Genomic DNA, 13,102 nt, shown 5'->3' on the forward strand with positions numbered 1-13,102 from the left:
TGGGCCACAGATATATACGGGGGAACTTTTTTAACTCGGAAAAAGCTGGATAAACCGGTGGAATAGTGGCTGTCCAGGAGAGGCTTGATGTGCAACGCTACCTCAGGGCAGGATACAGGCTCGTCGGGAAGCATAGCGCAGTCGCGATATGTAGGTGGACGAGGGCGGCCTTAAGGGGCGAGCGCCTCTGCTATAAAAGCTGGTACGGCATCCAGAGCCATAGGTGCGTGCAGATGACGCCTGTCCTAAATTTCTGCGACTTCTCCTGTAGGTTCTGCTGGAGGATGCACCAGCCCGGCAGGTTTAAGATCCCTGTCGGCTGGCGTTGGGACGGGCCGGACGAGATCATAGACGGCTCCATAATTGCCCAGAGGCTCCTGTTAGTAGGCTTCAAGGGCAATCCCCAGGTATCTCGCGAGCGCTTCCTGGAAGCGATGTTTCCAAGGCACTTTACTATGAGCCTAGACGGCGAGCCAACGCTATACCCCTTGCTCCCCGAGCTCATCAAGAGGGTCAAGGAGAGGAACATGACAGCATTCCTAGTCACAAATGGCTCCATACCCGTTAGGCTGGAACAGCTCGTCAAGAAGGACGCCCAACCCACGAACCTTTACGTCAGCGTTTATGGCCCCAGCGAGGAGGTTTTCAACTACACGGCTGACCCCAGAGTCCCGCGGGCTTGGGAGATGGTTCAGCGTAGCCTAGAGCTACTGGATAAGTTCAACGAGAGCAGGACTGTCATAAGGTTCACGATGGTTAAAGGGCTGAATATGGTCGACCCAGAGGGGTACGCTTCCCTCGTCAAGCTCGGGAACCCCATGTTCGTCGAGCTGAAGGGCTACACGTGGGTTGGCGAGAGCCAGAAGAGACTACCGATCACAGCCATGCCGACGCAAGAAGAGATCCTCAAATTCGCGGGAGAAATCTCGAAGCTGACGGGCTACCAGGTTAAGCTAACCGACGAGAAGAGCCGAGTAGTCCTACTCGTCAGGGACGAAGACGCTTGGGAGAGGAACCTCAAGATGAGAGAGGAGTGGTTCAAGACCGTTGAAAAGCTCGACGAGCAGTGGAAGAAGAAAGTCCAGGACTTCGCGATGGAGGAACACGGCTACAGGATGCTAGTCTATTAATCTACCCTAGCGATCCCCACTTTCAGCGGAGCCTCAAGACCATAGCAGGAGGGCCTGCAGTCTGGCAGTGGCCCTGGCAAACCGGGTACTGAAAGGAGTCCGGTGTCGACACGGTTGTCGATAGCAAGGCCGGAACCTTGGAATAGGTGCTGCGATATGATCTCGCTAGTATGCCTAGGAGGGGGAGAAGTGGGGAAGAGGGGCGCCGGCCGCCCTGGGCCCGTAGCCCCTGCACGTGGCGTTGAAGACGGACGGTACCGGCAGTGACGAAGGCTCTGCCCAGAGGCAGCCAGAAAAGAGGAAACTATGCCGAGCAAGAGTATTGTTTTTAAGCCCCTGTATAACAGAAGTCTCTGGTGGTAGAGCTTGGCGCTCGAGGATCTTAAGCTCTCAATGATACTGACTCTAGCCTTCATCTTCGGGTTAACGACTCTAGCTTTCGTGTTCCTGCTTGACGCCCTAGGCCTAGCCTCGCCCCTTGTTGCACTCATTCTGGCACTAATATTTAACGTCGGGCAGTGGCTTGTCTCGCCTTACCTCGTTGAGTTCTTCTACCACGTCAGGGAGCTACCGTACCACGAGGCGCCTCACGTCCACCAAGCACTGGAAGAGGTCGTGTCCAAAAGCGGCTTGCGCGAGAAGCCCAAGCTAATGATCGCAGAAGTCCCATACCCTAACGCCTTTGCCTACGGGTCTCCGCTGACGGGCAACAGGGTTGCCGTGACCCGCGGGCTCCTAGAGGCCTTGAACAAAGACGAGATAGCGGGCGTACTGGGGCACGAGGTCGGGCACATTGTCCACAGAGACGTTCAGGTAATGACTCTCGTGTCTGTCTTGCCGGCATTCTTTTACATCCTTGGCAGGATGTTCCTCTACTCCAAAGATGGTGGGGATAGAGACAGGAGCGGCGCTATCGCGCTGGGCTTCCTGAGCCTGTTGATATATTTCATCCTCAGCCTGGCGAACCTCCACCTAAGCAGGATACGGGAGTACTACGCAGACTACCACAGCGTGAAGACGGCACCGTCGCCGCGCGCCGGGGCTGCTCGGCTCATGTCCGCGCTGGCCAAGATCGTGAACTACACCGGGAGGCTGAAGGCGGAAGGCGCTGAAGTTCGCGTCGCGGGATTCAAGGAGCTCTTCATCGCTGACCCAGACAGCGCCGTGGAGGACATGGAGGCGCTAGAGGGCTACCGGCTTGCCAAGAAGATTGCTGAGGGGAAGGTGACCCTTGCCGACAGAATACTGGAACTGTTCTCCACTCACCCGAACATCGTAGAGAGGTTGAGGAGATTAGAGGAGCTTGGGCGCTACGAGAAACTTTAAACTTATCCCTTTTTCCTCCTAGTCTTGTGGAGGATATAGCAGAAGCTTTACGCGAGTCTATTAAACGGAGAGAGACTGTAATTCTTGTCGGAGAGTGTGAAATAGAGTATAAGGGTAGGGCTTCTTCAAAGCTTGGACGCGGTGAAAGGATAGTCATTATAAAGAGGGATGGCTCCCTCTTGGTTCACAGGCCTACAGGCGTTAACCCTGTAAACTATCAGCCTGAAAGCAGTCTAGTAAACGTCTACTCCGAGGAAGATAGGCTCGTTATAAGATCTCTAAGGCCCAGGCCCGGAGAAGAACTGACTATAAAGGTGTACCGGATCTTGGGGCTACACACGTACAGAATTGAGGACAATGCACAGTTCGAGATGTGGGGCGACGAGGAGGATATTAAGAAGGCGATAATGGTTAACCCGAAGGAACTCCTGGGCGAGGACTTGAATCCACTAGAGGAGGAAATGCGCATTAGTACAGCTGGGTATGCCGACTTAATATTAGTAGATAGTAGTGGGAATTACGTTGTAGTGGAGGTTAAGAGGGAGACTGCAAGCGTGGACGCAGTCTATCAGCTCAAAAGGTATGTCGATAGGCTACGGAGGGAGATCAATCCCAGAGTACGGGGCATTCTTGTAGCCCAGGGCATAACTAGGTCTGCTGCAGTAGCATTGGAGAAGGAGGGCTTGGAGTTTAGACGTATTAACATGAGGAAGGTCTACGAAGTTTTAAAAGGAGGGCTTACTGGCTTTCTTTGATGGCAGGGCACGAGTCGCGGAACTCACAGTAGTCACAGAGCCACCCTTTCTCTGGATTCGGTGGAGTACCCTGTTTTAGAGAGCCGCTCAGCCTTATTGCACGCTCTAGGAGACGCTTTATCCTGTCCTCGTCTCTCGACACCGGGAAGGCTCTCACTTGCCCAGTCGTTTTGGAGACGTAGACAATGAAACCCCTTGCGCGATCTGCGAGCCAGAAATATAACTGCATTTGGTCGACGTGGTGGTCTCTGGGCTCCTTGGGTATCGAACTTGCTGTTTTAAATTCAAAAATAGTTTCACCGGCTATCCTGTCCACTCTCCCCCTAATCTTCACGCCCTGAAATTCTTTCTCGAAGCTCTTCTCGCCCTCCCCGAGCGGGAACTGGCTGTTTATGAGGAAGTGGACGTCGTCGCCGAGGAGGAGTATGACCACTTTCTCGTCTGGTAGTGGGCCGCCCATGGCGCGAATATACCAAGACCTCCTAAGGCATCCTGTGAGCTCAGTTACATAAATTACGTCTGGGGGTGCAGTCCACGGGCCCCTGTCCTTCTCGTATGCCGTGCGGAGAGACCTGTAGACTATCCTCTCGACGTCTTGAGCCGTGAGGGACATATCCTGCTAATTCTTGCACGTTACTGTAATAAAAAAGGTGTTGGCAGGTAATATGGGGGTTTAATTGCCTCTAGCTTACACTATTTTTGACGTGAGGGAGAATATCTTGGCAGAAGAAGTTTTCGAGAGGCTTAGTGGCTTCTACTTAATGAAGGGCAATTTGGAGATCCTGGGGCGCAGTTACGCCTTGGGGGTTAGGATAACCGACCTTGAGAGCTCTGGGAGATGCGTCAGTGGGACATACGAGGAGGCTACCCCTTACACGCTTACCACAAACGAGGAGACGATAAGGGTTCCGAGGCTCTTGCGGGTAGCCTTCCACTTCGTGTGGGTTAAGCGCGGGATATTTCTGCTCGTGGCTTCCGGCAAGAAGAGAAGTCTTAGAGTCTCCTCTACGCTCTCTGAGGCCATTTTCGGCAAGCCGGACATGATATCGCCTGTTTACATCCCTCCCCAGAGGCTCCGCGAGTTATATAGCGAAAACGCCGAGCCAAGGCAGGTCGTCTTCACTGGTTTACGGGAGGTTGCAGGAGTAGACACTGTCGTCCTCTACGGAAAACCTCTCTCGCAGAGCTCGCTACTTAGGAGGTACATGCAAGTAGGGCAGGAGAGGTATGCCGTCTATCGGAATGAGAAGGGGCTCTTCGGGGTCTCAGCAGGCGGCCTCGTCATCGCCTTTTCGAGGATCGACGACGAAGAGTTTAGAAATTATATTGTTGAGAAGATACTGCCAGTAGTCGAGCCTGTGCCAGTGTAGCCTTTTCAGGAGAGGGGCAAGCTAAGCTACTTGAACCTCTTGAGCGCTCTTGACAGGTCAACGGGCTTCGGGGTTCTCCGGGCAGGCGGGGGGTTCATGGCGTGGCTGAACGCCTCCTCGAACGTGGGTGCCTGGGTTTTGTAGAAGATGCCTATAGGTATTCTGCCGTCCTGGAGCATGGCAAGCCTGAGCGCACTCTCCAGATCTGAGGGGTCGTGCCCGGCTTCCTCGAGTTTATACACTTTTTCGCGTAGCATCTGGTAAGTGTTAAAGAAAGTTACGCACGGCTGTAGGACGTCTATAAAGGCAAAGCCCTTGTGCTGTATGCCGGCCTTTATCAGCTCCTTCAGGTGCTCTACGTCCCCGCTGAAGCCCCTGGCTACAAACGTCGCCCCGCTGGCGAGGGCTAGTAATACAGGGTTCAGCGGTTGCTCGGGGTTGCCGAAGGGGGTTGACTTTGTCTTTACGCCTCTAGGCGTTGTAGGGGTAACCTGGCCTGTAGTCAGGCCGAAGACCATGTTGTTGTGAACTATAAATGTCAGGTCTACGTTCCGCCTAGCCGCGTGCGGCAGGTGTCCCAAGCCTATAGCGTACGCATCTCCGTCACCCGCGTGCCCTATCACAGTTAATTCTGGGTTTGCGAGCTTTATCCCCGTGGCGAGCGGGAGAACTCTACCGTGTATGGTGTGGAAGGCGTTCGTACGCATGTAGTCGCTCATGCGGCCGTGGCAGCCTATCCCAGTCACGATCACCACCTCCTCCGGCTTTAGTTTCAGCTCTGCCAGGGCCTTCCTCAGAGCGAGTAGTATCCCGAAGTTGCCGCACCCAGGGCACCAGACAGGCCTCCTACCGGTATCATAGACCTCTATACTCACTTAGCCCACCCCTTCTCCCGAAGGAAGTTTTCAATTTCCTCTGCCACAAACTGCCTGCCGTCGTACTTGCCGAGGAAACCGTCTGGCTCGATCAGGAGTTTCTCACGAATGAGAGAAACCAGCTGTCCTGTCATATTGTTCTCGACAACCACGAATTGCTTCCCCGAGAGCTCCCGGCGCAGGCTTTCAACAGGGAAGGGCTCTAGCCACAGTACCTGCACAACCTCCACGTCCCGAACATTCTTTAAGGCCTCTAGCACAGGCATCTTGGTAGACCCCCATGTCACAACTACCCGGTCACCGCTGCCGTACGTTTTAACGCCTTCAGCCTCTGCCAAGGCTCTAAGCTTGGAGAGCTTCCTGAACCTCTTCTCCTGCATGGCCTTGACGACTCTTGGATCAATACTGCCCTGCCCGTACTCGTCGTGTTCGCTCGTGTTTGCATAGACTAAAGCCCCCCTAGTGCCTGGCAGGGCCATCGGCGAGACACCATCCTCTGTTATCTTGTACCGCGCGTATCCTGCATCAACCTCGCCGAGAATGACAGAACCGCTACTTGGAGTTAACTTCGGAAATTCTTCTACAGTCCAGTAGCTCTCCCCGAGGAACTTGTCGGAGAGGATTATGACAGGTATCTGGAAGATCCACGCTATCTCCATGGCCTTGAAACTTAGCAGAAACGCCTCGTAGGGGTCACCGGGGGCTAGCACGACCCTGGGGAACTCGCCCTGAGATGCGTGTATAACAAACCTCAGATCGCCCTGCGCAGTATGAGTGGGTAGCCCAGTGCTTGGGCCGGGCCTCTGGACATTGACAATGACTATTGGTGTCTCCGTCATAGCGGCTTGCCCCAGCGCCTCCACCATGAGTGAGAAGCCTCCCCCACTCGTCGCCACCATAGAGCGCGCGCCGGCGTACGCCGCGCCTATAGCCATGTTTATCGCCGCCAGCTCGCTCTCGGGCTGGAAAACTACTAGGTTGTACTCGCGCTGGATCTCTGCCAGGAAGTGGAGTATTGGGGAGGCGGGAGTCATGGGGTACGCCGTGAAGAACGTCATGCCTCCAGCGAGCGCGCCCAGAGCCGTAGCGGAGTTGCCGTCAATTAGCAGTTTCCCCCTGTTATCCTCGCGGCGCTCCAAGTGTGGGAACTCTCCCCCCTTGAGCTTTACGCCGAGATCGTATCCCCTCCTGGCTAAGTCGATGTTGAGTCTAGCAATCTCTTCCTTGGCCGCGAACTGGTCGCGTATGACGCCGGCCAAGACTTCATGGGATGCTCTGAGAATCCCGAACACGACGCCAGACGCGAGGGTGTTGAGAGCCACAGGTGGGCCTCCTAGCTCCTTCAGGATTTGTCTGAGGGGAAGGGACTTGACACGGTGGTCACTAATAGCCCCGCAGTCGGCTTCGTCGCATATCACAAGGCCGCGGGCGCTCAGCTCATTCAGATGTACTCCGACAGAGCTCTTGTCAAGGGCTACTACTATGTCGATGCTCCTCCTGTGGGAGTAGATGTACTCGTCGGGGGAGCTCCTCACGAGAGCCCACTGATGGCCGCCGCGAATAAGGGAGGGGTACTCGTTCGTTATGAAGACGTTGTGCCCGTGCCGGAGTAATGTCTTCCCTATAACCATGCTCGTGGCGAAAACTCCGGCGCCAGCGGGTCCTGCGACGAGCACCGAGATAGGCCATCCTCTACTCACGACACACCAGGGTTTAACTATGTAAAAAACCCTATAAATTTGTTGCAATGTTTTATAATAGTGTCCATGAGCGGGAAACATTGCCGCAGGGTGAGGGGTATCTACGCTATGTTGATAGAAATTAAGTTCCCCCTGAGATTCGAGTTTAGGAAAAGAGAAGTCGTGCTTGCTCCAGGCTTGTACGTCTACGTCGGTTCCGCCAAGGGGGCTGGGGGCATAAGAGCTAGAGTCGCAAGGCACCGGAGAAAGGACAAGAAAGTCAGGTGGCACGTCGACCTTGTCACGGTATCACCCCATGCACGCGTCTCGGGTGCCGTGTGTGCCAAAACAGCAGAGCCGGAGTGCATCCTGGTACCCCTGCTAGAGGAGGCGGGATTTAGCCACGTGATAAAGGGCTTTGGTGCGAGTGACTGCAAGAGAGGATGTGCTTCCCACTTCCTGCGGTACGAGGGAGTAGGGAAGTGTAGCGACGCACTCCTAGAAGTTTTTCGGGAGGCAGGCTTAGAGCCTCTAAGCCTAGAGCTCGAGCCTGCTCAGCATTCCTAGAACTTTCCGCCGCACCTCCTTAGGCTCAGGCGGCTTTCTTAGCAACTCACCGCCCTCGATGTACGTCTCCAGGAGTGACTCCATGTCGCCGCCACACACTGGACACTTAGGCGGGGCTTCCTCCAGCAGCGTCACGACGTCTACCAGGCATTTACTGCACCTGTAGACCTGCTTTCTCCCGGAGAGCTTCCCCCTCTTCGCTATAGACACCCACTCTCCGTCCTTGTAGACCGCGGTTATGTCCATTGCAAAGTCTATTGGCGGCGCCGTGGAAATCGCGGCTCCCACACCAAACGCGTCTGCACCGGCCTTTATGAGCGAAGGTATCTTGTACTCGTCGATGCCCCCAGACACAACGACCTTCACGCCTCCAAAGCCCCTAGCCCTGAGCTTCCACTTGACCTCTCTCACTATCTCCTCGAGGCTCCCCCTCCTCGAGCCGGGAGTGTCCAACCTGACGCCCCACAGCCTAGAGCCCAATACCTCGGCGGCTAGGAGGGACTCCTCTACCTCGTCGAGGAACGTGTCAGCGAGGACTATTCGAAGTACATCTTCCTCGACAGTCTCGTCGAAAGCTCTCCAGGCGAGCGTGTGATCCCCCTTAAGCGCCTTGAAGAGTACCATTAAGCTGTGGGGCATTGTGCCCGTTGCTCTTATGCCTAGAGCCTGAGCCCCCAGGACTGCCGAGACACCGTCAGCCCCGCCGATGTACGCGTAGTACTCTATGAACGGTGCTAGGGCGGGATGTTGCCGCCTGGCCCCGAAGGAGAGGACAATCTTGTCCCCGGCAGCTTTCTTCACTCGGGCGGCTTTCGTCGCGATGCCCGAGGCCGAGGCAAGGAAGCCCAGGATCGGCGTCTCTAGCTCGAGGAACTCGCCGTAGGGGCCTTCTATGGTCATTACGGGGACTCTATTCCCGTGGAAGTCCGAGGGCGTGAAGATTTCGCCCTCGGGCATTGACCGCACGGTGACTTTCCTGCCCTTCAGGAGCTTTAGGGCTTCGCGGAGGCCCGCGAAAACTGCCCACTTGTAGCCGTCTGGGAGCTTGCTCGCAGTTATCTCTGCGTGTACTACGGCGTCTATGAGGCCGTACTTCTGCAGGATGCGCCTAGTCCGCGTGAAGTAAACGTCTGTCGTGAGCCCGGCTGAGACCTCGTCAAACGTGGCGAAAATAAACCTCTCATCCCAGCTCTCCATGTTGCCAACCTCTAGGTACTGACCGCTCATAGAATTAAAGCATTTCCTTGAGACCTGCTAGAGAGCTTGCCTGGCTACTGACCGCCGGAAACCCTTCCTGGCTACCACGGCACCGTGAGCCAGGCCCGGGGGCCAGGAAAGAAGAGCTTCTCCTCGGAGCTGTCCTGACTCAGCGTCTGCCCAGAGAATCCTCAATCCTGACCCTGTTATTTTCGTGCTTGAGAATGATCCAGAGCTTTGTTTGCAAGTACTTCACTGTTCACGTATAACTGTAGCTTCCTAGAGTGCCTAACCTCCACGACTAACCCGACGCGCTCTAGGATGACGAGGTGCCCCGTCAGCGAGCCTATGCTTATTCCGAGCTCTCTTGCGAGCTGGCGCACACTAAGCCCCGGCTTTTCAAGTAGGTGGGCCACTATCCTCCTACGCAGTGGGTGTTCTAGGGCCTCCCGCAACGTCAGCACCTTGTCGGGCATGTATCTCGACGGCTTATAAGGTAAAACATGTAGATAAACTCTCCGTAAGAACTCACTACTTTTTGGTTAGAAAAGTCTCCCGCAGGGGAGGAAAACGCCGGAGAGTTTTCACCGCCGAAAAATATGCGGCCGCCGGGATTTGAACCCGGGATCTGCGGCGTGGCAGGCCGCCATCCTACCAGACTAGACTACGGCCGCTACAGGTATACTCGCCCCGGGGGCTTTAAATTTTTCCCTTGTAGGCAAAGGCCTTCTACTTCGCCTGTAGCCCTTGCTTCAGCATGCCTGCTAGCTTTGAGGGCTCTTCGGTGTAGAGCCTGATTCTCTGCTTTACAGTTGTACCCATGTATGTCTGCACTAGGTGCACTTCCACGAACTTCCTCCTGCTGTCGGTCACTACGGTCCCCTTGATTGGGAATTTCACCGGGATGCTGTCGTCGACTACGATCCCCTTGGTGGTGACAAGGTACTTGGTGGCTATCCTGAGCGCTCCTGTCTTTGCCTGAAGGCGCCGCGTGTACAGCCCTGTTACCAGCGAGAAGGCGTAGAACGTTCCGTACATTGCGAGGAAGGAATAGAAAGTGGCTGTCTTCTGGTCTTGTGCCAGCATGTGGCCTACGCTGTCGAAAAAGCCACGCAGGGACGGTACGGAAACTATGAGTATGAACACTATCATAGAGGCGAGGGGAACTAGGCTTACCTTTGCCTGAGCGGCGAGCTCGCTCCGGGTTCTTTCCATGTCTCTCTCCCTCAGCTTCAGAACCTCTTGGGGGTCGGCTTCAAACACTTTCTCGCCGCCTTTAACTTCCTCTAGATCCCTGAGCATGCTCCTCGCTTGGCGTCCAGTTACCAAGAATATTATACCCATGAAAGCTAAGAAGTAGAGCATGAAGAATAGCCAGGTCTTGTCAGGGTAGTTGGCGTTCATATACGCGAAGAGCACCATTAGTACAAGCCCCAGGAGGTATTGAACCATGAGCGTGAGTCTCATACACCCTCCCTACCCATACAGGACACATGTTTTTATAGTTTAGCCATCTTTATTCCCCCGTGAAGCGGGGGGAGGCATTCGCGGTGTTTGCCCTAAGTTGGGCTATTGCCGCTACAGTTATTGTAGCAGCGCTAAGCCTTAAACTGTTTTCAATTAAAAGCGAGCTCGACAATATTAGGAGAGACCTAGCGCTACTCGCTGACACTATTAATACAAAGATAGGCGCGATATCCTATATCAACTTCTGCGTGGAGAGCAGGTACTCAAGGAGTTGCTTCAACGCAACCCCTATATACGAGGGCGAGCCAGCCCTGCTAGCAGTCTCTATGTTTAGCGACGTCACAGTGGGCTTCAGGAACAACACCCTGGCTATAGTCTCTGTAACCGGATACCCAGATTGCAGGAATTGGGCTCTAGTGGCCATATCCGGCTCGTCCTTCCGCATGACAACGCCTCTAGACCCCATCTACGCTGGAGAAACTTTAATCTTGAAGTGTAGGGATTAGCCTCTTGTGCGTCGAGAGATAGTGCTGTTAACATTACTGGTATTGCCTTCTGTTTTGGCAATGGTGGTTCTACAACCTCAAACCAAGCTAGAACACCAGAGAGGCCCCCTGCTAATGATATACCCAGTGCCTCCCGAGCTCAATCTGGGAGTCGGCGGGACTGGCACTGTAAGAGTCTGGATTCGCAATTACGGGGATCAGCCCGCTATCAACTCTACTCTCTATGTCCACGGAAGCAGGGACGTCAACATGACGGCCGACGGGATTCACTGGGGGAGTAACTTGACGGTGAAAGTTGGGGTGGTGCCGCAGGGGAAAGACGTCGTCCAGGTGCTCTTCGTCAGGCTGAACAGCGCCAGGAATGCGAGCGTTACCTTGATTCTGATCTCGGATAATGCCGATCCCGCTGTTGCATACTTCAGCGTCTATTACTTGAAGCCTGGTGGAGGTGAGTACACGGAGTACGTACCGTGGGTTCTCGCAATACTAGGGGCCGGCCTTGCACTCCTCCTAGTGGTAAAGATCAGGCCTTCCAGGAAAAACGCCTAAAGGGAGCTGCAAAAAGGCCTCGATAAAACGCTTAAAATTCTTCCTCTTCCTCTTCTTCCCAGCCCTCCTCTTCCTCCTCTTCTTCTAGGAATTCCTCCTCCTCGCCGAAGTCCTCCCACTCCTCCTCTTCTTCCTCGAACTCTTCCTCCCACTCCTCCTCTTCTTCGTTTATAGTGTATGGGTTCATGGTCTGTCACCGTCAACCGCAAGTAACCTGTATTTATTCCTATCGGTAGGAGAAAAGTTCATTAGGAATCCCCCAAAAGAGATTTAGGTGTGAGTGTTTTTGGATAGAGAGCCTGTAATCGAGTTTGTAGTTGAGGACAAGGACATCCTCGAGGCCTTGAAGAGGTTCGGGGTTACTCGCCTGGCCATCTTAAACTCTGACGCCGTTATATACAGGTACCCCGAACACGCCGATGTCACGGATCTTAAGGCGCTTGTTAGTTCCGCTCTCGCGATAATAGGGGGGACTGAGCCTTGGCTTGCTCTCAAGCGGGACTCCAGGAGTATAGTTATTTTCAAGACGAGTGACAGGGTATTTGTTATTGAGGGTGAAATTAACCTGGCAGACTACGATGCAGTGGTGATGCTCTCACGCCTCCTGTTGTGACGCCAGTCAGATGCGACGGTTTCCGGTCACCGTTCCCAGCTTTTTACCGTCATCATTCACAGTAGTTACGACGTGGCGCTTTAATAGTTTTAACCCAACCTCCTAGGTGTGAAGTACGCCATAGCCGTGGACATAGGGGCGACCAACACGCGCGTCGCCCTTGGGAATAGCGAGGGAGAGCTCCTCGGGGTTGAAACTTTCAGGACATGGGACTTCCCCGACCCCGTCAAGTACATCGAGAAAATAGCCCGCATAATCTCCAGCCTCCGAGAGAAGTTCAAAGTGGACATCTACGGGATAGGCGTGGGTACTCCGGGCCCCCTCGACGTGGCCAAAGGAGAGGTCTTAGCGTCACCTAACATGCCCTTCAAGAGGCTCGAGGTCGTGAGGCTTCTCAAGGAGTTCGTGGACATGCCTGTCGCCTTTGCAAACGATGCTGTAGCGGCTGCCGTTGGCGAGAAGTTCTGGGGCGATGGGGCTGGAGTTGAGGATCTAGTGTACGTCACTATTAGCACGGGTATAGGGGGAGGTGTGTACGTTGACGGCTCGCTGCTACTGGGGAAGGACGGGAACGCCCACGAGATAGGACACGTTGTCGTCGATTCACAGGAAAGGCTCGTGTGCGGTTGTGGAGGAAGAGGGCACTGGGAAGCCTACAGTTCGGGGAGCGGGATACCCAGGTTCACCAAGTTCCTCGCAGAGAGAGACAGCAGTCTTGCTGAGGAGTCACAGCTCGCGAGAAAGAGCAGGATCGAGGCGCGCGACGTATTCGAGGCCTATAGGGCTGGCGACAAGCTCGCCCGGGCCGTCATTTTAGAGGTGAAGAAGTTCAATGCGTACGGGTTTGCGGCGATCACGAACTACTATGACCCAGAGCTCATAACTGTTGGTGGCTCTGTAGCCTTGAACAACGCCGACATAGTTCTTAGCGGATTAGAGGGGGACGTGAGGCAGTACGCTATAAACAGGGTGCCACGGATAAAACTCACGAGGCTCGGAGCCAACGTTGGGTTGATGGGGGCTCTGGCCCTCGGGCTCGGCTTCGAAAAAAAGATCCCGCTCCGATGA

General features: G+C 54.7%; 16 protein-coding genes and 1 tRNA gene. 9 read left to right on the forward strand and 8 right to left on the reverse strand.

Features of this window, described 5'->3' with window-relative positions; genetic code table 11:
• The first annotated feature begins 65 nt into the window (after window positions 1–65).
• From twy1 to nucS, 3 genes are all read left to right on the forward strand, one after another.
• Entirely contained in the window at window positions 66–1,130 is a 1,065-nt protein-coding gene (gene twy1, locus IG193_RS02975; protein ID WP_225876113.1) for a 4-demethylwyosine synthase TYW1, read from the forward strand.
• A gap of 366 nt (window positions 1,131–1,496) precedes the next feature.
• Window positions 1,497–2,456, forward strand: coding sequence for a zinc metalloprotease HtpX (locus IG193_RS02980; RefSeq protein WP_192819412.1), 960 nt, complete (start codon window positions 1,497–1,499; stop codon window positions 2,454–2,456).
• A 26-nt stretch (window positions 2,457–2,482) separates the two neighbouring features.
• On the forward strand, window positions 2,483–3,211 hold the full coding sequence (gene nucS, locus IG193_RS02985) for an endonuclease NucS (protein ID WP_192819413.1): 729 nt from the start codon (window positions 2,483–2,485) through the stop codon (window positions 3,209–3,211).
• Here the strand turns inward: nucS and IG193_RS02990 are convergent.
• Window positions 3,195–3,824, reverse strand: a complete 630-nt coding sequence (locus IG193_RS02990; protein ID WP_192819414.1) for a PD-(D/E)XK nuclease family protein — start codon at window positions 3,822–3,824, stop codon at window positions 3,195–3,197. The genes nucS and IG193_RS02990 overlap by 17 nt on opposite strands.
• 91 nt (window positions 3,825–3,915) lie before the next feature.
• Here IG193_RS02990 and IG193_RS02995 point away from each other — a divergent pair, with 91 nt between their 5' ends.
• On the forward strand, window positions 3,916–4,581 hold the full coding sequence (locus tag IG193_RS02995; RefSeq protein ID WP_192819415.1) for a hypothetical protein: 666 nt from the start codon (window positions 3,916–3,918) through the stop codon (window positions 4,579–4,581).
• A gap of 26 nt (window positions 4,582–4,607) precedes the next feature.
• On the opposite strand, the gene IG193_RS03000 is transcribed toward IG193_RS02995, so the two are convergent.
• Both IG193_RS03000 and IG193_RS03005 read right to left on the reverse strand, forming a co-directional pair.
• Window positions 4,608–5,456 (reverse strand): thiamine pyrophosphate-dependent enzyme, encoded by an 849-nt coding sequence (locus tag IG193_RS03000; protein ID WP_192819416.1) that lies wholly within the window; start codon window positions 5,454–5,456, stop codon window positions 4,608–4,610.
• On the reverse strand, window positions 5,453–7,156 hold the full coding sequence (locus IG193_RS03005) for a 2-oxoacid:acceptor oxidoreductase subunit alpha (protein ID WP_192819417.1): 1,704 nt from the start codon (window positions 7,154–7,156) through the stop codon (window positions 5,453–5,455). Before IG193_RS03005 ends, IG193_RS03000 begins: the two co-directional genes overlap by 4 nt.
• Before the next feature lie 90 nt (window positions 7,157–7,246).
• Here IG193_RS03005 and IG193_RS03010 point away from each other — a divergent pair, with 90 nt between their 5' ends.
• The gene (locus IG193_RS03010; protein WP_218042169.1) at window positions 7,247–7,702 is read left to right on the forward strand and encodes a GIY-YIG nuclease family protein; all 456 of its coding nucleotides are present in this window, start codon (window positions 7,247–7,249) and stop codon (window positions 7,700–7,702) included.
• Here IG193_RS03010 and IG193_RS03015 read toward each other — a convergent pair.
• From IG193_RS03015 to IG193_RS03030, 4 genes are all read right to left on the reverse strand, one after another.
• Entirely contained in the window at window positions 7,673–8,899 is a 1,227-nt protein-coding gene (locus tag IG193_RS03015; protein WP_192819419.1) for a nicotinate phosphoribosyltransferase, read from the reverse strand. The two genes, IG193_RS03010 and IG193_RS03015, sit on opposite strands and share 30 nt — an antisense overlap.
• A gap of 206 nt (window positions 8,900–9,105) precedes the next feature.
• Window positions 9,106–9,375: a winged helix-turn-helix domain-containing protein gene (locus tag IG193_RS03020; RefSeq protein ID WP_192819420.1), complete on the reverse strand. Its 270-nt coding sequence runs from the start codon at window positions 9,373–9,375 to the stop codon at window positions 9,106–9,108.
• 124 nt (window positions 9,376–9,499) lie between these two features.
• Window positions 9,500–9,573 (reverse strand) — tRNA-Gly (locus IG193_RS03025).
• A 55-nt stretch (window positions 9,574–9,628) separates the two neighbouring features.
• Window positions 9,629–10,366: a DUF2208 domain-containing protein gene (locus IG193_RS03030; RefSeq protein WP_192819421.1), complete on the reverse strand. Its 738-nt coding sequence runs from the start codon at window positions 10,364–10,366 to the stop codon at window positions 9,629–9,631.
• Window positions 10,367–10,425: 59 nt separating this feature from the next.
• On the opposite strand from IG193_RS03030, the gene IG193_RS03035 reads away from it, so the two are divergent.
• Window positions 10,426–10,872 carry a hypothetical protein gene (locus IG193_RS03035; RefSeq protein WP_192819422.1) on the forward strand — a complete coding sequence of 149 codons (447 nt, stop codon included), beginning with the start codon at window positions 10,426–10,428 and terminating at the stop codon, window positions 10,870–10,872.
• Between the two features lie 60 nt (window positions 10,873–10,932).
• Window positions 10,933–11,421 (forward strand): hypothetical protein, encoded by a 489-nt coding sequence (locus IG193_RS03040; RefSeq protein ID WP_192819423.1) that lies wholly within the window; start codon window positions 10,933–10,935, stop codon window positions 11,419–11,421.
• 31 nt (window positions 11,422–11,452) lie between these two features.
• Here IG193_RS03040 and IG193_RS03045 read toward each other — a convergent pair whose 3' ends face one another.
• On the reverse strand, window positions 11,453–11,608 hold the full coding sequence (locus IG193_RS03045; protein WP_192819424.1) for a hypothetical protein: 156 nt from the start codon (window positions 11,606–11,608) through the stop codon (window positions 11,453–11,455).
• A 99-nt stretch (window positions 11,609–11,707) separates the two neighbouring features.
• Here IG193_RS03045 and IG193_RS03050 point away from each other — a divergent pair, with 99 nt between their 5' ends.
• Window positions 11,708–12,034 carry a hypothetical protein gene (locus IG193_RS03050; protein ID WP_192819425.1) on the forward strand — a complete coding sequence of 109 codons (327 nt, stop codon included), beginning with the start codon at window positions 11,708–11,710 and terminating at the stop codon, window positions 12,032–12,034.
• Between the two features lie 108 nt (window positions 12,035–12,142).
• Complete coding sequence (locus IG193_RS03055; RefSeq protein ID WP_192819426.1) at window positions 12,143–13,102, forward strand: ROK family protein; 960 nt, start codon at window positions 12,143–12,145, stop codon at window positions 13,100–13,102.

Origin of the sequence: Infirmifilum lucidum (assembly GCF_014876775.1) — an archaeon.
Taxonomy (GTDB): Archaea; Thermoproteota; Thermoprotei; order Thermofilales; family Thermofilaceae; genus Thermofilum; species Thermofilum lucidum.